General features: G+C 64.0%; 19 protein-coding genes. 16 read left to right on the top strand and 3 right to left on the bottom strand.

Annotated elements, in window-relative coordinates; genetic code table 11:
- Nucleotides 1–13: 13 nt before the first annotated feature.
- The 4 genes from BST12_RS32880 (at nucleotide 14) to BST12_RS18040 (ending at nucleotide 4,729) form a co-directional block, all read left to right on the top strand.
- Nucleotides 14–271, top strand: a complete 258-nt coding sequence (locus BST12_RS32880) for a hypothetical protein (RefSeq protein WP_083114505.1) — start codon at nucleotides 14–16, stop codon at nucleotides 269–271.
- Entirely contained in the window at nucleotides 268–516 is a 249-nt protein-coding gene (locus BST12_RS18050) for a YlcI/YnfO family protein (protein WP_083114496.1), read from the top strand. The genes BST12_RS32880 and BST12_RS18050 overlap by 4 nt, the downstream gene beginning before the upstream one ends.
- A gap of 107 nt (nucleotides 517–623) precedes the next feature.
- Complete coding sequence (locus tag BST12_RS18045) at nucleotides 624–4,040, top strand: DEAD/DEAH box helicase family protein (protein ID WP_083114495.1); 3,417 nt, start codon at nucleotides 624–626, stop codon at nucleotides 4,038–4,040.
- A 110-nt stretch (nucleotides 4,041–4,150) separates the two neighbouring features.
- A complete protein-coding gene (locus BST12_RS18040; protein ID WP_245850414.1) occupies nucleotides 4,151–4,729 on the top strand; it encodes a hypothetical protein in 579 nt (192 codons plus the stop codon).
- On the opposite strand, the gene BST12_RS18035 is transcribed toward BST12_RS18040, so the two are convergent.
- Nucleotides 4,726–7,107: a CaiB/BaiF CoA-transferase family protein gene (locus BST12_RS18035; protein WP_245850412.1), complete on the bottom strand. Its 2,382-nt coding sequence runs from the start codon at nucleotides 7,105–7,107 to the stop codon at nucleotides 4,726–4,728. The two genes, BST12_RS18040 and BST12_RS18035, sit on opposite strands and share 4 nt — an antisense overlap.
- 67 nt (nucleotides 7,108–7,174) lie before the next feature.
- Here BST12_RS18035 and BST12_RS18030 point away from each other — a divergent pair, with 67 nt between their 5' ends.
- Nucleotides 7,175–7,996, top strand: coding sequence for a FadR/GntR family transcriptional regulator (locus BST12_RS18030; RefSeq protein ID WP_083114504.1), 822 nt, complete (start codon nucleotides 7,175–7,177; stop codon nucleotides 7,994–7,996).
- 5 nt (nucleotides 7,997–8,001) lie between these two features.
- Nucleotides 8,002–8,727 carry an SDR family oxidoreductase gene (locus tag BST12_RS18025; RefSeq protein WP_083114493.1) on the top strand — a complete coding sequence of 242 codons (726 nt, stop codon included), beginning with the start codon at nucleotides 8,002–8,004 and terminating at the stop codon, nucleotides 8,725–8,727.
- Here BST12_RS18025 and BST12_RS18020 read toward each other — a convergent pair.
- Nucleotides 8,705–9,550 (bottom strand): LLM class flavin-dependent oxidoreductase, encoded by an 846-nt coding sequence (locus tag BST12_RS18020; RefSeq protein ID WP_083114492.1) that lies wholly within the window; start codon nucleotides 9,548–9,550, stop codon nucleotides 8,705–8,707. The two genes, BST12_RS18025 and BST12_RS18020, sit on opposite strands and share 23 nt — an antisense overlap.
- Nucleotides 9,551–9,626: 76 nt before the next feature.
- On the opposite strand from BST12_RS18020, the gene BST12_RS18015 reads away from it, so the two are divergent.
- The 10 genes from BST12_RS18015 (at nucleotide 9,627) to BST12_RS17970 (ending at nucleotide 21,437) form a co-directional block, all read left to right on the top strand.
- Complete coding sequence (locus BST12_RS18015) at nucleotides 9,627–10,667, top strand: acyl-CoA dehydrogenase family protein (RefSeq protein WP_083114491.1); 1,041 nt, start codon at nucleotides 9,627–9,629, stop codon at nucleotides 10,665–10,667.
- Nucleotides 10,664–11,758 (top strand): acyl-CoA dehydrogenase family protein, encoded by a 1,095-nt coding sequence (locus BST12_RS18010; protein WP_083114490.1) that lies wholly within the window; start codon nucleotides 10,664–10,666, stop codon nucleotides 11,756–11,758. The genes BST12_RS18015 and BST12_RS18010 overlap by 4 nt, the downstream gene beginning before the upstream one ends.
- On the top strand, nucleotides 11,755–12,924 hold the full coding sequence (locus tag BST12_RS18005; protein WP_211281296.1) for an acyl-CoA dehydrogenase family protein: 1,170 nt from the start codon (nucleotides 11,755–11,757) through the stop codon (nucleotides 12,922–12,924). The genes BST12_RS18010 and BST12_RS18005 overlap by 4 nt, the downstream gene beginning before the upstream one ends.
- Entirely contained in the window at nucleotides 12,921–13,841 is a 921-nt protein-coding gene (locus BST12_RS18000; RefSeq protein WP_083114489.1) for an acyl-CoA dehydrogenase family protein, read from the top strand. Before BST12_RS18005 ends, BST12_RS18000 begins: the two co-directional genes overlap by 4 nt.
- A complete protein-coding gene (locus BST12_RS17995; RefSeq protein ID WP_083114488.1) occupies nucleotides 13,838–15,331 on the top strand; it encodes a class I adenylate-forming enzyme family protein in 1,494 nt (497 codons plus the stop codon). Before BST12_RS18000 ends, BST12_RS17995 begins: the two co-directional genes overlap by 4 nt.
- 373 nt (nucleotides 15,332–15,704) lie before the next feature.
- Nucleotides 15,705–16,364, top strand: coding sequence for a glycine-rich domain-containing protein (locus tag BST12_RS17990; protein WP_083114487.1), 660 nt, complete (start codon nucleotides 15,705–15,707; stop codon nucleotides 16,362–16,364).
- Between the two features lie 86 nt (nucleotides 16,365–16,450).
- The gene (locus tag BST12_RS17985; protein WP_083114486.1) at nucleotides 16,451–17,482 is read left to right on the top strand and encodes a hotdog fold thioesterase; all 1,032 of its coding nucleotides are present in this window, start codon (nucleotides 16,451–16,453) and stop codon (nucleotides 17,480–17,482) included.
- 53 nt (nucleotides 17,483–17,535) lie between these two features.
- Complete coding sequence (locus BST12_RS17980; RefSeq protein ID WP_083114485.1) at nucleotides 17,536–18,753, top strand: amidohydrolase family protein; 1,218 nt, start codon at nucleotides 17,536–17,538, stop codon at nucleotides 18,751–18,753.
- Between the two features lie 144 nt (nucleotides 18,754–18,897).
- Entirely contained in the window at nucleotides 18,898–19,323 is a 426-nt protein-coding gene (locus tag BST12_RS17975; protein WP_139801751.1) for an anti-sigma factor antagonist, read from the top strand.
- A 152-nt stretch (nucleotides 19,324–19,475) separates the two neighbouring features.
- The gene (locus BST12_RS17970) at nucleotides 19,476–21,437 is read left to right on the top strand and encodes a SpoIIE family protein phosphatase (protein WP_083114483.1); all 1,962 of its coding nucleotides are present in this window, start codon (nucleotides 19,476–19,478) and stop codon (nucleotides 21,435–21,437) included.
- A 54-nt stretch (nucleotides 21,438–21,491) separates the two neighbouring features.
- Here the strand turns inward: BST12_RS17970 and BST12_RS17965 are convergent, their stop codons facing one another.
- Nucleotides 21,492–21,992: a MarR family winged helix-turn-helix transcriptional regulator gene (locus BST12_RS17965; protein ID WP_245850411.1), complete on the bottom strand. Its 501-nt coding sequence runs from the start codon at nucleotides 21,990–21,992 to the stop codon at nucleotides 21,492–21,494.
- Nucleotides 21,993–22,010 lie beyond the last annotated feature (18 nt).

The raw sequence follows: 22,010 nt of genomic DNA, 5'->3' as shown, positions 1-22,010 counted from the left end.
CACGCCGGTACCGCTGATCAGGTCCGACTCGTACACCACTCTGCTGGACGCAACCCTGGGCATCGAGGACATTCGAGAGGTCTGGGCTTCAGATCCGATGTTTTATCCCGCTAAACCTCCCGCACATTCGCTGATGGTCGCCGAGATCGCCGGCAATGTGCTCATGGTGCCGCTGGCGCCCGCACGCGGCGGCAACCCCACCCAATGCCGTCCTATCGGGTGTTATCAAGCCTCTAATCAACTCGCTGACCAATACCGGAGAGACAGATGAGCAAGCCCATGAACCCTGACGAGGAATACGAGTTCTACGCCCGCCCTGAAAACCAGCAACCGCAGGGACCGGGACGCCGACGGCTCACCGCCACCGTCCCCGTCCGCTTCCCGCCCGAACTGCTGGAGCAGGTACGCGCCGCCGCGGCGGCGGATGACCGCTCCGTCTCATCATGGATTCGCCGCGCTGTAGAACACGAACTGCGCCACTCGGCGCGAACTGTCACGGACCGACAAACCTACTGAAGCACTGAATGTCGGTGTCCTGTGCGATCCTTTTCGGTTCGCCCCTAAACGAGCGGAGCAATCCGTAAGCGAATGCGATGATGGCCTGATTTGGGGAGGAGGACTGGGTGACGAATTTCGACTTCGTCCGCGCCATCAACTGGCCCGGCATCCACACCGACTGCGCACGCGCGGAAAGCTATGCCACCAGTGACCCGCGCTCATCCTGCGTATACAGTCGGCGTGCGGTCGAGCACCTCGTCCGTCATCTGTATGACGTGCTGGCCCTGCCGATCCCGTACAAAGATGACCTTGCCGCGCGAATCAACGACGCCGCTTTCCGCGCGAAGACTGGCCAAGGGATTGCCCAGAAACTCAATCTGATTCGCAAACTGGGTAACACGGCAGTCCACGAGCAACGACCGATCCCGCAAAAAGCCGCACTGGACGCACTAAGAGAATTGCATCACGTCGTCGTGTGGGCGGCGTTCCACTATTCGACCAATCCCAAAGCGGTTCCGCTCAAGGCACCATTCGACCCGCGCCTGGCAGCCAAGGCGGCTCCTCTGACTCGCGAGGAGGTTGCCAAGCTCGCCGCAAAATTCAAGGCGCAGGACGAAGCGCACGCCAAAGCGCTGGCCGAGAGAGACGAACTTGCCGCCGCACAAGACGCCGAGATCGCCAAGCTGCGTGAAGAAATCAAGAAAGCCCAGGCAGCCAACCAGCAAGTCGACGACCGCGACTACTCGGAAGCCGAAACCCGCGACCGGTTCATCGACGTTCTACTCGCTGAGGCGGGTTGGCCACTTGCCGACCCAAAAGACCGCGAATTCGAAGTCACCGGGATGCCGAACAACGAGGGCATCGGCTACGTCGACTATGTCCTTTGGGGAACCGACGGTCTTCCGCTCGCGGTGGTCGAAGCGAAGCGGACAAAGAAGAGCCCCGAGGTGGGTCAGCAACAGGCCAAGGTGTACGCGGACTGCCTGGAAGCGACGACAGGCCGACGGCCAGTGATCTTCTACACCAACGGTTATGAACATTGGCTGTGGGACGACGCCGGCGGCTATCCGCCGCGGCAGGCGCAAGGCTTCTACACGCGCGACGAGCTAGAACTGATGATCCACCGCCGTCATGCCCGGCTTGCGCTCACCGATGCCCCGATTGACTCGAGCATCGTCGAACGGCACTACCAACATCGAGCTATTCGCGCGATCGACGAAGCACTCTCCCGAAAGCAGCGAGAAGCTTTGCTGGTCATGGCGACCGGCGCAGGCAAGACCCGCACGGTGATCGCGCTGGTGAAGCAGTTGATGGAAGCGAACTGGGTCAAGCGGGTCCTGTTTCTCGCGGACCGGACCGCGCTGGTCAATCAGGCCGTCAACGCATTCAAGAGGCACTACCCATCCGCCACCGCCGTGAACTTAGTGACCGAAAAGATCACGGACGGAAGGGTTTACGTCTCGACCTACCCAACGATGGTGAATCTCATCAACGAGACCGATGACGGTCTACGGAAGTTCGGCCCTGGCTATTTCGATCTGGTGGTCATCGACGAAGCGCACCGGTCGGTGTACCACAAATACCGGGCAATCTTCGAGTGGTTCGACTCGCTACTCGTGGGCCTCACCGCCACACCCAAAGATGAAGTCGACCACAACACCTACCGGCTCTTCCACCTGGAAGACGGCGTCCCCACCGACGCCTACAGCCTCGATGAAGCCGTCCTCGAAGGCTTTCTCGTTCCACCGGTCGGGGTGTCCGTCGGCACAAAGTTTCTGCGCCAGGGCATCCGCTACGACGACCTGAGCGAAGAGGAAAAGGACGAATGGGACTCGCTGGACTGGGGCGAGGACGGCGAAGTGCCCGATGCCGTGTCGTCAGAGGAGCTCAACAAATTCCTGTTCAACGAAGACACGGTCGACAAGGTCCTAGCCACTCTGATGGAAAAGGGCTACAAAGTCGCCGATGGTGATCGGCTGGGCAAGACCATTGTGTTCGCCAAGAACCAGGAACACGCCGAGTTTTTCCAGCAGCGGTTCGATGTCCAATATCCCGAACATGCAGGCCATTTCGCGCGGACCATCACGCATAGCATGAGTTATGCCCAAAACTTGATCGACGATTTCTCGATTTCCGACAAAGCCCCGCACATCGCGATCTCGGTCGACATGCTCGATACGGGTATCGATATACCCGAGGTCGTAAACCTGGTGTTCTTCAAGCTGGTTCGCTCCAAAAGTAAGTTCTGGCAGATGATAGGCCGTGGAACTCGCCTGTGTCCCAACCTCTTCGGGCCGGGACAGGACAAGAAGAACTTCTATGTCTTCGACTTTTGCGGCAATCTCGAATATTTCAGTCAGGACCTGCCCGGCTCGGAAGGCTCAATGCAGAAGTCATTGAATCAGCGGCTCTTCGAAACCCGACTGGGCCTGATTACAGCACTAGATTCAGCTGTGCCGCAAGAAGAGTCGGAACCGCCGCAAGGAAAAGGTGTTGAATCGGAGCGCGGCCTGCGCGTCGACACCGCATGGACACTGCACCGGATCGTCGTCGGCATGAACCCGGACAACTTCCTGGTGCGGCCTTACCGGCGGTGGGTCGAGCAATACACCCAGTGGCCCGCCTGGTCGTCGCTGACCACTGAAGCGGCCGGCGACATCGCCGAACATTTAGCGCCGCTGCCGTCGGCCGGCACCGACGACGATGAGGACGCCAAGCGTTTCGACCTGCTGATCCTTCGGCGGCAGCTTGCACAGCTGGATGGCGATGCAGTGTCCGCCGAGCGACTCCGCGAGCATGTCCAGGCCATTGCTACCGGGCTGCTCAACCAGACCAGAATCCCGTCCGTCGCCGAACAGCAGACGCTTCTCGACGAGGTGGCCGGGGACGAATGGTGGGTCGATGTCACTCTGCCGATGCTCGAACTTGCGCGCGTAAGACTGCGCAGTCTGCTGAAGTTTTTGGAGAAGACCCGAAAAGCCGCCGTTTACACCGACTTTGAAGACGAGCTGAGCGAAGCTGTCTTGGTGGATCTGCCGGGTGTCATGCCCGGAACCAACTGGGAACGCTTCAACGCCAAAGCCGCGGCGTACCTTAGACAACACGAGGACCACGTCGCCTTGCAACGGCTCCGCCGAAACAAACCACTCACCCCCGACGACCTGCTGGCTTTAGAGCAGATGCTTATCGAGAGCGGTGTTGGCGAACCAGCCGACATCGCCCAGGCGAAAGAGCGAGCCCATGGCCTTGGTTTACTCATCCGGTCGCTGGTGGGCCTCGACCGGCAGGCCGCGATCGAGGCCTTCGGTAGCTACCTGGATGGAACGAAGTTCACTGTCGAGCAGATCAGGTTCGTCAACCTCATCATCGAGGAACTGATCGAAAACGGGGTGGTCGACCCGGCACGTCTGTATGAGTCGCCCTACACCGACCATGCGCCCACGGGACCTGATGCACTCTTTCCGGATGCACACGTGATGGGCATTGTCGACGTCCTTCGCACCGTGAAGGCCAACGCCGCCCCAACAAGCGTCATAGCGTAGGCCGCTTGAGTCGCTCATTGCTGGACTAGCTACAACCTGGCCGCGGTAGTTTGCAGCATCGTGGCAGTCGACATCCCCATACGTCAGGTGCTGGTCGTACGATCGGTTCGATGAAAAGCTCTTCTGAGTTAGTGGCGGTCGATCTGACCGAGAGGGAACGCGAGTTCATTCAGCAAGCCTTGGAGCAGTGGGGAGGGGCAGCATCTGGCGCACCCTTTCCGTTCCAAGTGCTGGGGTTGTCAACGTGGGATGAGTTCGGTGAACTCACCCTTCGCCTTCAGCGTGCCGTGGAAAATGCTGAGCCGCTGACCAACCTGGACTGGGCGCGAATGTTGTTTCTGACTGAAATCACTTGGGCCAGCGGCCTTGTCGGGGCGGGTCTGGACTTTGCGATCGTTACCGGGTTCTGCGACACCGAGGCTATGAACCTACTGCGCGGCCTGCAGCGGCATCGCAAAATCGGCGGCTACGAGCGCGCCAAGCTGTTATTCCCAAATGGTGGGAGAACCCGTACCGCCGAGGAAATCGAGCAAATCGAACGGTGGGGGGAAGAAATGCGTCGCGAGCAGCAGGGGCGACAGACCCTCCGAGAGGGTAATCGGCTCGGACGAACAGCACATTGTCGACGTCGTGCGCTGCGTGAAAGCCAACGCCCTCCCGGCAAGCGTCACAGCCAAAGTCCCCTTTAGAGCCCCGCCGGGCGGGTCCCGATCACCCCGCTTGCCGCGAGGCGCGCGAGTTCGTCCTCAGCCAGCCCACATCTATCGCGCAATATCTCTTCATTGTGCTGGCCCAGCGTCGGCGGGGCCCGCAGCAGCCACTCGCGCTGGCCGGCAAGCAACGCGAACGGCGGTGTGGGATACAGGTTGGGACCGGTCCGCGGGTGATGCAGCGATTCGAAGAATCCGCGCTCGCGCAGTTGCGGATTGTCCGTCACCAACGACGGCGACACCACTGGGGCCGCCGGAATGCCGGCTTCGGCCAGCCGTTCCACCGTCGGCGCCAGCGACTGCTCGGCAAACCAATCCCGCAGCGCGGCGTCGATCTCGTCAGTGCGCTCCAAGCGTGCGGCGGCCGTCGCCAATCCTTCGTCGCACCAGGACGGTCGACCCATCACCTCAACCAACGCCCGCCACTGCCGGTCACAGACCACGCTGACCGCGATCCAATCGTCGTCCCCGGCGCACCGATAGATGTTCTGCAGCGCTCCGCCGTGGCCGCGGTTGCCACGCCGGCGCAGGGTCGTACCGAACACCTCGGTTTCGATCGGTTGTATCGCCGTGGTGTTCAACACCGCTTCCACCATCGGCAACTCGACCTGCTGGCCCGATCCGGTGCGTTCGGCGAAGTTCAGCGCGGCCAGCACCGAGAAGGCGGCATGCACGCCTGCCAGCGGATCACAGGCACCGCGCGGGGTCACCGGTGGCGTCTCTGGCAACCCGGTCACCCAGGTCAAGCCGCCGATCTGCTCCATGGTGGGCGCGAATCCCACTCGCTCGCGCCACGGCCCATCCAGACCAAAAGCCGGCATCCGGGCGACGACGAGTTTGGGGTTTATCTCCAGCAGTACGTCGGCGGTGAGCCCGAAGTGGTCCATCACTCGCGGGGAGAAGTTCTCGATGACGACATCGGCGTCGGCGGCCATCGCAAGGAACAACCGCCGCCCCTCGTCGGAGCCCAAATCCAGTGTGACCGAACGCTTGTTGGTGTTCATCGCATGGAACACCCAGCCGTACTCCCACCAGTCGTCGACATCGGTGCGCATGCCACCGGAGTACCGGATGCCGTCGGGGCGCTGAATCGACTCCACCTTCACGACGTCGGCGCCGAACGCCGCCAAAAGATGAGTGGCCGCCGGCCCGGCCCAGAATGCGGTCAGATCGACGACGCGAACACCGTGCAGCGGCAACCCGAGTGGTGACGATTGACCGGTGAGTTCTTGTTTTTGCCAAGATGATTCGTCACCGCCCGCACCCAAAGCGGGCGTAGCGCCCACCGGTGCGGGCGCACACTGCGACATCAGCCACGGCGGACGCGGCTGGTGAAACCCGGCCGGGTTGTCGACGAACACCCCGCGTTCGATCGCATAGTCCGTGCCCCGAATGGTGGCACCATTGCCCAGCGCGGCGATCGGCAACCGGAACAGCTGCCCCAACTCGACGATCTCCTGCACGGTCCGTTCGGCCATCCAGGGACCGATCAATTCGCGGATGAGATCGCGGTATTCCCAGCGGCCGATCTGAAAGCGCAGCTGCGGAATCTCCTCTAGCTGCGGGCATTCGACCATCGCAGCGAAGTCCAGCCACTGCTGACCGGTGACCATCGTGATGCCGACGTAGCCGTCCTTGGCAGGTACGATCGAGGGCACTTCCAGGGTGCGCCGCACCGGACCCACCTGCAGCAGCTGGGAATGCAGCCATTCACTGCTCTGCATCAAGGCCATGGCCTCGAGCATGGACAGGTCGAGGTGCTCACCCGGGCCGCCGTGCTCGACGCGACGACGCACGGCCAGCGCGCCGAACGCGGCGAAGACGCCGCCCATGTACTCCCCCAGGCTGCCGCCGATCGAAATGGGCGGGCCGGCGGGGTCGCCGCGAAAGCCGGGCGACCCGGCCCAGGCTTGAAGGGTGAACTCGGTGGCGGCGCGTTCGGCGTACGGGCCGGCCCAGCCGAAATCGGAAATCGTGACAATGACCGCCTGCCCGGCGTCGGCTGACAATCGCTGCGGGTCGATGCCAAGGGCCGCCGCCTGCGACCGACTGGCGGTGACAATCACGATGTCGGCCGCGGCGAGTTCGGCTAGATACCGTTCGGAATTCGGCGTCAGAACCAGGCTGCGCTTGCCGGCATTCAGATAGCTGAACAACGGCGACGCCGCGCCGTCCACCGGAGAGCATGTCGCCGTGTACCGCCGCAACGAATCCCCTTGCGGCGGTTCGATTTTGCGGACCTGCGCACCAGCGTCCACCAGCAGCTTCCCGCAGTAGCTGCCGGCAATGCGATCACTGATCTCGACAACCCGCAATTCGCCAAGCGGTGTCGGCCGATTCCCGGCCTCGCGACTCACGCGGCTATTTATACCATTACTGCTAAAATAGCTAAGCCAGCAAGCACGTGAGCCCTGCGAGGATCGGATGACCGCCCTGGGAATTGGACCCGACGCCCGCCGCCGACTGTCGGCGCCGAGGATTGCCGAAATCGTAGCCGACGAGCTGCGCCGCCAGATCATCGATGGCGAACTCGCCGACGGCGACCTGCTGCCCCGCCAGGAAGTACTCGTCGAGCAGTTCAACGTCAGCCTGGTCTCGCTGCGAGAAGCACTGCGGATCTTGGAGACCGAGGGGCTGGTGTCGGTGCGCCGGGGCAACCGCGGCGGAGCGGTCGTGCATGCACCGGCGAAGACCAGCGCCGCTTACATGCTGGGCCTGCTGTTGCAAAGCGAATCCGTCGCGGTCGCCGACCTCGGCATGGCATTACAAGAACTCGAACCCGCCTGCGCCGCACTTGCCGCCCAGCGACCCGACCGCGCGGACACCCTGGTGCCCGAGCTCAAACAAGTCAACGACGCCATGGCCGAAAACCTGGACGACGGGAGGCTTTTCACCGAGATCGGCCGCCAATTCCACGATCTCATCGTTCGCGGCTGCGGCAACCACACCATTATCGCCGTCGTCGGCAGCCTGGAAACGCTGTGGACCAGCCACGAACAACAGTGGGCCGACGAGAGTGCCGCACGCGGCACCTACCCGTCACTGACCAAGCGCCGCGCCGTACTCAACACCCACACCAAGCTGGCCGAGACGATCGCCGAAGGCGACGTCGACCGGGCCCGCCGCATCGCGGGCCGCCACCTCGCCGACACCCAGACCTACGTGTTGTCCGGCCGCCCCGAACAACGCATCCATGCGCTTTCCCCGCAGGCGTTGTCACGCACGCGGGATATGCGGCGCCACTAAATCCGGTGAGAACCGCACTGGTCACCGGTGGCAGCGGTGGGATCGGAAAAGCCTGCGCGGGTGAGCTGTGCGAGCGCGGCTACGAAGTGATCCTCGTGGCGCGACGCGAAGCGCCGCTGCGCGCGGCGGCCGCGGAGATCGGCGCTCGCCACATCGTGGCCGACGCATCCGATCCGACCGGATTCGCCACCGCAATAAGCGAACTCGCTACGGTCGATCTCGTCGTGCACGCGGCCGGCACACTCGGTGGAACGTATGCCCGCAAGCAGACATTTGAGCAGTGGCGCACCATCATGTCGGCCAACCTGGATTCCTGCTTCGTGGTGACGTCGGCGGTGCTGCCCAAGATGCGGGCGGGCTCGCGACTGGTGTTCATCTCGTCCTCGGCGGCCCACGAACCGATGATGGCCCGCACGGCATACTCCGCATCCAAAGCCGGCATGAACGCCTTTGCCCGGGCGCTGGCCCTTGAAGTCGACCGCGACGGCATCGCCGTTCACCTGGTGACGCCGGGGCCGGTGGAAACCGAGATGCTGCAGGACGTTCCGTTCGAGATGTATGCGATTCAGGTATCCGACATCGCCGCGGCGGTCGCCTGGCTGGACACTGTGGACTCATCGGTGGACCTGCCGGAAATCCGCTTGAGTGCGGTACAGCGCGGCCCGTACGCCCGCGCGCCCGTCGTACCCACCGAGGCTCGCCGGCGCGCTACGGCGAAGGAAACTCCTTGATGACCGACTCCCCGAATTCGGCCAGTGATTCGGGGACCGCGAAATCGGCGAACCACACGTAGAAACGCTCGACCCGCTGCGCCGCCAAACCCGCGAAATACTCGCGGAGCTCAGCGGCGTCGCCGCAAACCAGGCCCGGTCCCAGGTGACCGAATCGCCGGGTGCTGACTTCGCGGACGGCGGCGGGATCACTGCCGGACCGGATGAACCCCACCATCTGCTGGACCGAGATCCGGGCTCCTCCGGCAGCCGGCGCCAGCCGGGGCAACCTGTCGATGTGGTTCGACTGTAGGTTCCACCAATCCGCGTATTTTGCAACGAGTTCCATCATGCGGCGGCCGCTGCCGCCGAGAATCAGCGGTATCGGATGGGCCGGCTTGGGAGATTGGGCCCGCTCACCATCAGACCAGTACTGCCTGAGCAGACCCAGGTGCCGATCGAGTTGCCGTACGCGGGCCACCGGATCTTGGTCACCGACATCGAATCTGGCGAATTCGGCTGGCCACGACCCCGAGCCCAGACCGAGCTCGAATCTGCCGTCGGAGGCCGCCGCGAGAGTGACCGCTTGCTTGGCCAGCACTGCCGGGTGCCGGAACGCATCGCAGAGCACCAAGTGACCGATCTTCAACCGCTGCGTCTTGGCCGCCACCCAGGTGGCGATGCCCATTGCCTCCCAGATGTTTTCAGCCGGTTGCCCAGGCGCCTCGAGGTGATCGATGAACGCTATTCCGTCGAACCCACTGGCTTCGGCATGCCGGGCCCGTTCGGCGATATCGGCCACCGGCAACCGCACCTGCGGCAGAAACAGAAACCACTCGGCCATGCGCCCACCTATGCGTGTGTTCGACTCGATCGGACCTGGATCGCTAGTTTACTATTTTTGCTATGTTAGAGGTCTTATGGATGTCGGCCTGACTTCGGAGCAGCTGACGCTGCGCGACACCGCGCGCGACATCCTGCGCACCGAATGTCCACCGGAGGTGGTGCGCCAAGCGCTCATCGACCCCGAGCGGTGGCGCGCCCTCTGGAAGACCGTCGTCGACCACGGGTGGACTGAGCTGGCAGCACCCGACTGCGATTTCGGGCCGGGTGACCTCGCGGTGGTCCTCGAGGAATGCGGCGCGGCTCTGGCGCCCATCCCCTTGCTCAGCAGCGTCGGCCTGGCCGCAGGCCTCTTGCATGCCTGCGGCGACGTGTGCCAAGAAGTCCTCGCCGGTATCGCCGACGGCGTCGTCGCGACCCTGGCGGTGCACTCCCCCGGTCGGCGACTCCCCGGCGCCCCGATGACTCTTCAGCGCGGGCGCCTGAGCGGACGTGCGGTCGCGGTTACGAATGCGACCCGCGCCGAACTCATCGTCACGCTGGCCGCCACCGACGACGGCGTGCTGGCCGCGGTGGTGCGCAGTGGCGAAGGAGTGACCGTCCAGGCGGGCGAGTCGACCGACCCCGCACAGCCCGTCGCCGACGTCGAGATCGACGCCGAACCGGTGGCCACCGCGCCCGTCGAACTCGAATCCGCATTGACCACACCGCTGATCGCCGCAGCCGCCGATCTGGTCGGCGTGGCGAGCGGCGCGTTGCAGCGCTCCGTCGAGCACGCCAAGACGCGTCAGCAATTCGGCAAGCCGATCGGCGCATTCCAGGGAATCAAACATGCACTGGCCGACAACTACGTCAGCCTCGAACGCGCCCGCAGCCTCACCTACGCGGCGGCGGCCAATCCCACGTGGACTGCCGCCGCGATGGCCAAGGCCGCGGCCGGCGACGCCGCTACCACCTGCGCACGCACCGCTGTGCAGGTGCACGGCGCGCTCGGGCAGACCTGGGAACACGACATTCACCTTTACGTCCGGCGTGCTTGGCAGAGCGCGGCGATGCTTGGCGACAGCCGCGCCCTCTATCATCGACTGGGCCGCCGCTTTGCCGGAGGAGCGATATGACGGCACCTGCCGAGGAATTCGGCACCTGGTTGACGGAGTTTCTGCCCGACGACTACTACCAGCGATATCGCCAATACCGTTGGGACATCTCGCTGCGACGGGCCTACCAAAGGGCAGCCTTCGAAGCCGGCTGGCTACAGCCCACCTGGCCACGCGAGCATGGCGGACGGTCGCTGGGTTTGCGCGACGCTATGCAAGTTCGTCTGGAAGCAGCCATGCGTTCGGCGCCCAAGTTGCCCAACATCGCCGGTCCCAACGTCGCTGCCGCGGGGATCCGCCAGTTCGGCACCGCGGCGCAGATCGAGCGCCTCCTGGTACCGCTGTTGCGGGGCGACGAATGGTGGGCGCTGGGCATGTCCGAGCCGGAAGCGGGTTCCGATTTCGCCGGGCTGCGCACCCGCGCCAAGCGCGACGGCCCCGTGTTCCGCGTCAGCGGACACAAGATCTGGACCACCCAGGCACACGAATCACGTTGGTGCACACTATATGTGCGCACCGATCCAGACGCGCCCAAGCACCGCGGCATCTCCTGCCTCATCCTCGACCTGCACTCACCCGGGGTGCGCATCGAACCCATCCGGATGGCATCGATCTCCGACGAGACATTCTGCGAGGTCTTCCTCGACGAGGTGGAGATCCCCGTGGACAACCTGTTGGGTCCACTCAACGGCGGCTGGAACGTCGCCTTGTCGTCGCTACACCACGAGCGCCAAATGATTTGGATCATGAACTGGGTGGAGATCAAGCGGGGGCTCGATTCGCTGCACGAGAACGTCGACGAAACCATTTGCGGTGAGCTCGGCCGCTTGCTCAGCGACGCCGAAGCGTTGCGGGCCACCGGCTACCGTGCCCTGAGCAACGAACTCGCCGGGCGGCCCAGTCCGGAAGCCGACATCATGAAGCTGCTCGGATCGGTTACCCTGCAACGTGTTTGGGAGCTTAGGGCGGCTGCGGCCGGCCCGAAATCCAGTGCGGACCCGGACCTGCTCTTCGAACGCCAGGACGCGCTGGCCGCCACCATCTACGGCGGCACCTCCGAAGTCCAGCGCAACATCATCGCCGAGCGGGTGCTCGGGCTGCCAAAGGGATGACGACGATGGATTACGGCCTCGGCGACGACGCAGCTGAACTGCGAACACACCTGCGGCAGTTGATATCCGACCACATTCCCGCCGGCTTCCTGGGTGCCTGCACGAGCGATCCGCGAGACCTTGCCGCCACCGAGTCCTTCTGTAAGCTGCTGGCCGCCGAGGATCTGCTGGCTCTGGCCTGGCCGAAAGAACATGGCGGCGGCGGAGGTTCGGTCTGGCAGCAGACGGTACTGCGCGAAGAGATGTGGGCTCATCACGAGCCGCGTGGCCCGCAGTACATGGGGATCAACTGGGTCGGGCCGGCCCTGATGCGCTACGGGACGGCCGAGCAGAAGGCCCGGCACCTGTCGGCCATCGCCTCCGGTGAAGTGATCTGGTGCCAGGGATTCTCCGAACCAGAAGCAGGCACCGACCTCGCTTCGTTACGCACCCGCGCAGTGCCGGAGGGTCCAGATGGCCAGGCGTGGCGCATCACCGGCCAGAAGGTGTGGACGTCCTACGCACAGATGGCGTCCTGGTGTGTGCTCGCGGCATGCACTCACCCGGACGCGCCAAAGCCCAAGCGGCTCACCCTTTTTCTCATCCCCATGGACCGGCCCGGGTTCACCGTCCGGCCGATCCCGTCAATGCTTGGACCACATCACCTCAACGAGATGTTCCTGGACGGGGTGCAGGCCTTTCCCAGCGACGTGCTAGGTGAGCCCGGCGACGGCTGGCGGGTGATGCGCGAAGCGCTGGCTTTCGAGCGCGTCGGTATCGCGCGTTACGCACGCTGTGAATCGCTACTGGACCGGATGCGCAGCCAGCTCGGCGACGACTGGGACCGGCTACCGGAAACGCTTCGCGCCCGTTGGGTGCGAGCGCTCGTCGACTTACGGGTGGCCAGACTGCTGGCCTATCGTGCCGTGTCGCTGCAGGACGATCCGTCGGCCGGCACGGCCGCCAGCGCGGCCCGCATCGCGACCACCACTTGTGATCAGCAGGTGGCCGAGCTGCTCTTCGACGTGCTCGGTCCGACGGCGCTGGACAGCGGTTCGTCGGCCGCGCTGCATGGGGCGATCGAAGACCACTGGCGTTACGCCCAGGCCGCCACCGTGGCGTCGGGCACCATCGAAGTGCAGCGAATGCTGGTGGCACGCGACGTCTTGGGAGAACAACGACGGTGAATACCGCACTACCGCAAGATATTACCGACTTCGCCGCCGTCGCGGCCAAGCGGTTGGGCCGGCTGGGCGGTCCGCAGGCGGCGCTGCGGGCCGAAACCGACAGCGCCATCCGGGATTCGGCGCGCGAAGCGCTGCGCGAGGTGGGTGCCTTCGAGCTCGACGTCCGCTTCCGCGGGGACGACACCCTGGCCGCGGCGGTGCTCTGTCAGGCCGCCGGCGCGACGGCTCTGCCCTATCCGCTGGTCGAGGAGCTGCTGGCCATCGACGGAGCCCGACTGGCGTTGGTGAACCCCGACGCGCCGCGCATCGACCACGGCGACCTGTCCGGCAGTTGGATCGCCGCAGACCTCGACGGCAACCGCTACCAGCCGCGGCTGACATCGCGAACCAACGCCAAATTGGGGCCATTCTTGGTGCCGGCAACGTTGGGCGCACCCGACGGAACCGTGCCGGCCGCCGACGTTAATCTTCATCTCGTGCTGGGATCATGGCGGATTCTGGGAGCGGTTCAGCAGTTGCTGCAAATCGTGACCGCGCACGTGCGCGCCAGGATTCAGTTCGGCAAGCCGCTCGCCGATTTCCAAACCGTCAGGTTCGCCGTCGCCGATGCTTCCGTCGCCGTGCGCGGACTGCACGAACTCGCCAAGTACACCCTGTGCCGGCCGGAAACGGTGCCATTGCAGATTCGCTCCGCGGACGCACTTGTGTTGCGGCTCAAGGCCGCCGATACGGCGCGCCAGGTGCTACGCACCTCGCATCAGTTGCTCGGCGCGCTCGGTTTCTGCGACGAGTCCGACGTCAGCGTCCTCGACCGCCACACCCAACCGCTGATCCGGTTGCCGCTGGGCAGCGAAGCACTGGCGTTGCGCCTGATACCCGACGTCGCCGACGGTTCGCTGGAGACGCTGTTCTCGTGAGCACCCAACCCATCACATCCGGGGCAACCCCGAATCCACTCGAGGACGGAATCCCGTTCGGAACCAAACTCCAGCAACTCGCTGAAGAAAAGCGGAACGACCCGGCCGTTACCGTTATCGGGCTGGACGGCACCGCGCAGACACTGACCTTCGGCGACCTCGACGCACACGCCAACCAGTGGGGCCGAGCCCTGGCCGCGTGCGGCGCTCAAGCGGGTTCCCTTGTCGCGCTTGCCATACCGAATTCACAGCATCTCGTGCTGGCCACGCTCGGTTGCTGGAAGATCGGCGCTGTGCCCATTCCGATGCATTGGGATCTGCCCGAATGGGAGCGCGAGCGGGTGCGCGCGGTGATCGACCCCGCCGTGGTGGTCGACGAACAGAGCCGCTGGGAACTAGACGCCCGCGCCGCCGCCGAGTCCGAAAGCGCACTACCCGAAGCTATTTCGCCGACCGCCAACGGCATCTGCAGCAGCGGATCAACCGGTGTGCCCAAGGTGATTCTCAATCTGGCGCCATCGCTGTGGATACCCCAGCAGGGCGAGCCATTCCTGTCGAACTGGACACCGATCGCCCAGCCCCAAACCATCATGGTGCCTGCACCGATGTATCACACCAACGGCTTCGCCACCTTCCTCATGCTATTGGGCGGCGACCATCTTGTCATACTCGAAAAGTTCGACGCCACACTGGTTTTAGACGTGGTCGAACGCTTCCGCATCACCAACTTCACTGCCACACCGACCATGCTGGCGCGAATCGCCGCCCGCCCCGACGTTCGTCAGCGGGACCTATCCAGCATTGTCTTCATCTTGCAAGGTGCGGCCGTGATGCCGCCATCGCTGCTGCACACCTGGTTCGAGTTGCTCAGCCCGGAGCAGATCGTGACCGCCTACGGGATGACCGAGAACCTCGGCCTCACCGCATTGCGCGGCGACGAGTGGCTGACTCATCCGGGCAGCGTGGGCCGCGGCTTCCGGGACACCGAGATCCGGATTCTGGACGCCGAAAAAAGGCCGCTCGGTCCCGGCGAACACGGCGACGTCTACCTGCGTGCGCCGATGAGCGCGGGATACCGCTATCTAGGGGGCGCGCCGCCACTTCCCTGCACCGAGGACGGGTTTCGCTCAGCGGGCGACATCGGCCACCTGGACGAGGACGGCTACCTCTATATCGTCGACCGCCGCGCCGACATGATCATCACCGGCGGCGCCAATGTCTTTCCGGCAGAAGTGGAGTCGGCGCTGGCCGGGCATCCAGGTATAGCCGACGTCGTGGTCATCGGTCTGTCCGATCCGCACTGGGGCCGACGGGTGCACGCGGTGGTGCAACCCGCCGAAACGCTGACCGAACAACAGGTGATCGACTACGCCAAGAGCCGACTGGCCCCCTACAAGGTGCCCAAGACCGTCGAGTTCGTCGACGCCATACCGCGCACCGCGGCCACCAAAGTGAACCGCTCTGCGATGATCGCCGCGCGGGGCGGGTGATCGCGTCAGAGTCACTCTCTCGACCGCAGCCACAATAGTGCTTCACCGGCCACATCTTGCAGAGCCGTCAATAAGGGCAGATCGGTACAAAACGCCCGACATTTTCGACAAGATGCCCATCTGCACGCAGATTCACTTCGGCTACGGTTTTGCTCACGATGAGGATAAGTCCAACTGCACTTCGCAATCGACACGGAGGTTCCCAAGAATGACCGAATCAACACCCCGCCGCGATGTTGTCAACTCGACTTGCGTGGGTGACACCACTACGGCAGGCCGGCTCATCATCACTACCTACTCAACCGAAATGCTTGCTGCGGACGGTGCATTCGGGTGTGGATTGTGCAATATGTAGCAATGACGGCAGAGCCTAATGACCGCCTTGGTGCTTAGCGAACGACTCAAGAAGGCATTGGCGTTCGACGCACCGTATGTCATCGACCGGCTGATTAAAGATCGCGTCGCGGACACTCCTGCCTTGGCCGGAGAGTTGTTCAGTGAAGTGAAAAAGTTCTTCGTGTTATGCGAGATCACTGACGACGTGAGCCTTCCAATGTACTCGGCAATGGTCGACCAAGCCTGGCACACCTTTATCCTGTTCACCGCCGAATACACCGCCTATAGCCACCATTACTTCGGCAGATACCTCAACCACGTACCCGCCGGTGGCAACGTCGTCGATAGGCGCCGGGTGGGCACGTTCAGCGAATTCCGGGAACGCTACGAGGCGTTGCATGGCACGCCAATGCCGCGCATCTGGTACGACAGCAATAGCATCAGCCCGGCGCGACGGGTAATCAACGCCCAAGCGGGGCAACTGACTGTCAACCGCATGGGCCGCACCGTCGAACTCGTCGATAGCGCCGGCTCAGTGGTCTTGTCTACCAACGGCATTGCCCGACCCGCCTTGCACTTCGTAGCGCAGACCAGCGATTTCTACGTGCGCGAGTTACCCGGAAACCTCACCGACGACGAGAAGATCGGACTCGCCCAGGCCCTTACCCAATCGCGCGTCCTGCGCGTCGCCCCCTAACCGGTGTAGCTCCGCGATATCTTCGCAACGCGCGGTAACCTCATTCTCAAAGCGTGCTGACGACGCCCCGAAAGAGGAGACCGCCCATGGCAGGCACCTGCGATGAAGCCGAAGTGACGCGCGCCGACCGCTTCATCAAAACAGCGGTGGAAATACTGGGCGAAACGGGACGTACCGATTTCACGGTGCAAGAGGTTGTCGCGCGCTCGAAAACCTCCCTGCGCGCGTTCTATCAACACTTCACCAGCAAGGACGAATTGCTGCTGGCGCTGTTCGACCGGACCATGGCCCGAACGGCAAAAATGTGGCGCGCCGAAACCCGCGGACTCGACAGCACAGCCGCACTCAAACTTGTCATCGACCGCATCAGCGCGCAGCCGGAATCCACCACACAGGACAGCCTCAATCGGGCACTGAGCCTTTACAACCAGCACCTCGCCGAGACCCGGCCCCGCGAATACGCCAGAGTGCTCTCGCCGCTGCATCAGTTGATCCGCGACATCGTCGGCCAAGGCATCACAGAGGGCGTCTTCCGCCCCGGACTCGACGTCGGGGCCGCGGCAGCCATCGTCATGCAGACCGTGATCGGTGCGCTCCGATTACATTGGCTGGGAACGGAATTGACCGGTAGTCCGATCGACTCCGGCCAGCTGTATGACTTTTGCAGCCGAGCCCTGGGCATTCGCGATTCCGACGACGAGCCGGTCCCGCCGTCACTGTCCGAGCTCTTCGGCCAACTCGGCATGCGGCCGGGCATCCATGACGGCGAGTTCGCGATGACGATGCCGGTCAGCCCGCAGGTGGTCAACACTTCCGGCGCGCTGCAGGGCGGCTTGATCGCCACGCTCATCGACGTGGCCGGGGGCCAATTCGGGTTGGAATATCTGCAGCCCGGCACCACCATGACGACCGCCGATCTGTTCGTCCGCTACTTGCGGCCAATCCGGCAGGGCTCGGCGCTCGCGATACCGCGGATGCTGCGGGCGGGCCGGCGGGCGATGGTAATGCAGGTCGACATTTACGGTGACGGTGGCGAGGAACTCGCCGCGACGGCAACGGTGAACTTCGCAATCATCAATGGAACGACGCCGACGGCGGGGCTCCGCGCCGACCGATAAAGTGGTAACGTCATTACCGCACTCAGAGATCAACACTTCTGCAGGAGATCGCCATGCCGTCTCGCGAGCTTCCCTTTCCGGTGTTCGACGCCGACAACCACATGTACGAGCCGCAGGAAGCGCTGACCAAGTATCTGCCCGAGAAGCGCAAGAACGTCATCGACTACGTGCAGGTGCGCGGTCGCACCAAGATCGTGGTGCGCGGCCACATCAGCGAATACATCCCCAACCCGACCTTCGAAAAGGTCGCCAGGCCCGGGGCCCAGGAGGACTACTTCCGCCACGGCGCACAGGGCAAGACCTACCGCGAGATCCTGGGCGAGCCGATGAAGGCCATCCCCGCGTTCCGCGAACCGGGTGCGCGCCTCGAGGTCATGGACGAGCTCGGTATCGACTACGCCCTGATGTTCCCGACCCTGGCCAGCCTCGTCGAGGAGCGGATGAAAGACGACCCGGAGATGACCCACGACGTCATCCACGCGCTCAACCAGTGGATGCACGAGCAGTGGTCGTTCAACTACAAGGACCGCATCTTCGCCACTCCGGTCATCACGTTGCCCATCGTCGAGCGCGCGCTGGAAGAGCTGGAGTGGTGCCTGGAGCGGGGCGCCCGCACCGTGCTGGTCCGCCCGGCACCGGTACCGGGCTACAAAGGCAGCCGGTCGTTCGGCCTTGAGGAGTTCGACCCGTTCTGGCAGGCCTGCATCAACGCCGAGTTGCCGGTCTCGATGCATGCCTCGGACAGTGGCTACTCGGAGTTCGCAAACGTGTGGGAGCCCGGTGACGAGTTCCTGCCGTTCAAGCCGACCGCCTTCCGCAGCTTCGCGATGGGCCACCGGCCGATCCTGGACGCGATGGGTGCGCTGGTGTGCCATGGCGCGTTGTCGCGCAACCCCGAGCTGCGGATCCTGTCGATCGAAAACGGCGCCGACTGGGTGCCGGATCTGTTCAAGGGACTCAAGGGCGTCTACAAGAAGATGCCCCAGTCGTTCAGCGAAGATCCGGTCGAGGCGTTCAAACGCTGCGTCTACATCACCCCGTTCTGGGAGGACCGGTTCACCGAGATCGTCAAGATGGTCGGCACCGACCGGGTCCTGTTCGGCTCCGACTGGCCGCATCCCGAAGGTCTCAAAGACCCCATCTCCTTCGTCGACGAGCTGACCGACTTCGGGGAGGCGGACGTCGCCAAGATTATGGGCGGCAACTTGATGAAGTTGATGAAGGTTTCTCAGCCGGTCAAGAAGCCAGTCAAGAAGCCGGTGTCGGCCTGATCGCCGGGGCGACTGAGCCGAAAGAGCCGGCACCGGAACGCGAAATCTATAGATCTCCTATAGACGCGCCCGGGCCCGGCTTGCTATACAAAAGGCGGCCATTTGTCGTCCGGGGGGTCCGGCGCGGCCTATTGGGGGGACACCATGAAATTGGCTCCAGCAGAGTCATCGACTACGACGGTGATGTTGAGTACGCGGCTGACAACCCAGCTTGGTCAGCCACAGAGCACCCTGAGGGCGATCACGCAGCGCAACGGTTCGGCGGTGGTCATCCGCGCGGGCGGCGAGATCGATGCCTCTAACGAGCAAAACTGGCGAAGCCTCCTCACCGAGGCGGCGGCAGTGGCCGCAGCGCCCGGTCCACTCGTCGTAGACCTCAACGGTCTGGAGTTCATGGGTTGTTGCGCATTCGCCGTCCTGGCCGACGAAGCCGACCGGTGCCGGCACCGTGGCATCGAATTACGGCTGGGCAGCCGCGACCCGGGCATAGCCCGGATCATTGCGGCATGCGGGTTCACCGGCGTGCTGCCGCTGCATCCGACCACGGAATCTGCGCTGTCCGTGGCGTAGCTCGCCGGGCTAAGCCCGCTCGAGGACCGTTCGAGAGCAAATTTTGGTGCGTCCGGCCAGTGGCCCGCGTTGATAATCTGTTTGTAGTTGCTTGACGAAATTCGTCATGCATCCGACTTGTCTGATTATCGGTCCGTAGGAGGGACGGCCAAATGGCTGCCGAGATGGACTGGGACAAATCAGTCGGTGCCGCCGAGGACGTACGACGCATCTTCGAAAACATTCCCGCGATCGTGGTCGGGCTAGAGGGCCCTGAGCACCGCTTCATCGCGGTGAATGCGGCCTTTCGGGCGTTCAATCCCGTAGTCAACACCGTCGGCAAGACAGCCAAGGAGGTCTATCCGACACTGGAAAGCCAGCAGATCTACCAGATGTTCGACCGGGTTTATCAAACCGGCGAACCGCAATCCGGATCCGAATGGCGACTTCAGGCCGATTACGACGGTTCGGGAATGGAGGAGCGCTTTTTCGACTTCGTGGTCACCCCGCGGCGGCGAGCGGACGGGTCGATCGAGGGAGTACAGCTCGTCTTCGATGACGTGACCGCACGGGTGAAGGCCCGGCTGGCAGCCGAGGCGCGGGTGGAGGAAATCTCCGAGCGTTACCGCAACGTGCGCGACTCGGCCACCGTGATGCAACAGGCGCTGCTGGCCCCCTCGGTACCCGTGCTTCCCGCCGCCGACATCGCCGCGGAGTATCTCGTCGCCGCTCAGGACACCGCGGCGGGCGGCGACTGGTTCGACGCCATAGCCCTCGGTGAGCGGCTGGTGCTGATCGTGGGAGACGTCGTGGGTCACGGCGTGGAGGCCGCGGCGGTGATGTCGCAGTTGCGCACCGCGGTGCGGATGCAGATCTCGGCAGGCCAAACGATCACCGAAGCACTCGAAGCCGTGGATGCCTTCCACGAGCAGGTGCCCGGGTCCAGGTCGGCCACCATCTGCGTCGGCTCCCTCGACTTCGGGACCGGCGAATTCCAGTACTGCACCGCCGGGCACCCACCGCCGTTGGTGGTGACGTCCGACGCCAAGGCACGCTATGTGGAACCCTCCGGCGGCGGACCACTTGGCAGCGGTACCGGATTCCCGGTGCGCACCGAACTGCTCGACATCGGCGACGCGATACTGCTCTACACCGACGGCCTGATCGAACGCCCGGGCCGGCCGTTGGTAGCCAGCACCGCAGAATTCGCCGACACCGCCGCCCACATCGTCCGCGGCGGCGGTTTCGTCATGGACTCCCCCGGCCGCCCGATCGATCGAATCTGCTCAGAAACACTCGAACTGCTGCTTCGCTCCACCGGCTACAACGACGACGTCACACTGCTTGCGGCACAGCGCAAAACGCCGTCACCGCCGCTGCACATCACGGCCGACGCGACCATCCACGCCGCACGCGCGATTCGGGCCCGGCTGCGGGAATGGCTGGTCGAAGTCGGCGCCGACTCCGCCGACATCTCGGATGTCGTGCACGCGATCTCCGAATTCGTGGAGAACGCGGTCGAACATGGTTATGCCACAGAGGTTTCCGACGGGATCATCGTCGAAGCGGCGCTGTCCGGGGATGGCGAACTGCACGCGTCGGTCTCCGATCAGGGCCAATGGAAAGACCACCGGGAGGGTGAGCAGGGGCGCGGACGCGGATTGGCCATGGCCGAGGCGCTGGTGACCGAGGCGCACATCATCCACGGCACCAGCGGGACGACCGCCACACTTACGCATCGTTTGTCGCGACCGGCGCAATTCATCACCGACACGGCGGTGGGCCGCGGAACGTACGAGCAGGCGATCGACAACGAATTCGTTTCCCTGGTCACCGATGCCGGCCGCATCATCGTTCGCGGCGACGTCGATTCACACACCGCACCCACGCTGGACCGGCAGATCGCCGTCGAAAGCCGTTCCGGGATAGCATCTTTGACGATCGATCTCAGCGCTGTCACCCATCTGGGTTCGGCCGGGGTGAGCGCGCTGGCCGCCGCACGAAACAGGGCACACAAACACGGCGGTGACTGTGTCCTGGTGGCGCCTCCCGGCAGTCCGGCGCACCACGTGCTGTCCCTGGTCCAGATACCCGTCGTCAGCGGCGACACCGAAGACATCTTCGCCGAAGGCTAAGACCGCGCCAAACGCTGGCCGCCATGCCCGGGGCGACCGTGGTGCTGATATCGCCTACCCCTCCGGCGACCCCTCGAGGTCTTTGACCACCGCATCGAACACCTCGATGAGGACCTTGGCCTGACGATCATCGACGTGCCGGGTGAATAACCGCTGCACCGTCCGCACATGCGGTGACCAGGCCTCCTCCAGCGCAGCGCGTCCTTCGGCGGTCAGCTTGACCAGCGTCGCGCGGCGATTGGTGGGATCCGGGTTACGCGTGACATGACCGGCGCGTTCGAGATTGTCGACGACCCGGGTGATACCGCTTGCGCTGTAAACCAACGCCGCCGCCAGATCCTTCATGTACAGGGTCTGTCCCGGTGCTCTGGACAGCTGCACCAATGCGTCGAGGGTGAGCAAGCTCATGCCGTGCGCGGCGCGCAGTTCGGCGTCCAGGGCGCGCTCGAGCAACGCATGCGAGTGAACATAGAGCTCCCAGGCCTGTTCCTGCTGGCGTCCCAGCTTGGTGAGACGAACGCCGCGCCAGCTCTCCCCCGCACTGTGTTGGTTCACAGCAAAATGGTAGCCCAG

This window comes from Mycobacterium angelicum (assembly GCF_002086155.1).
Taxonomy (GTDB): Bacteria; Actinomycetota; Actinomycetes; order Mycobacteriales; family Mycobacteriaceae; genus Mycobacterium; species Mycobacterium angelicum.
This window is presented reverse-complemented; position numbering and strand designations above follow the sequence as displayed.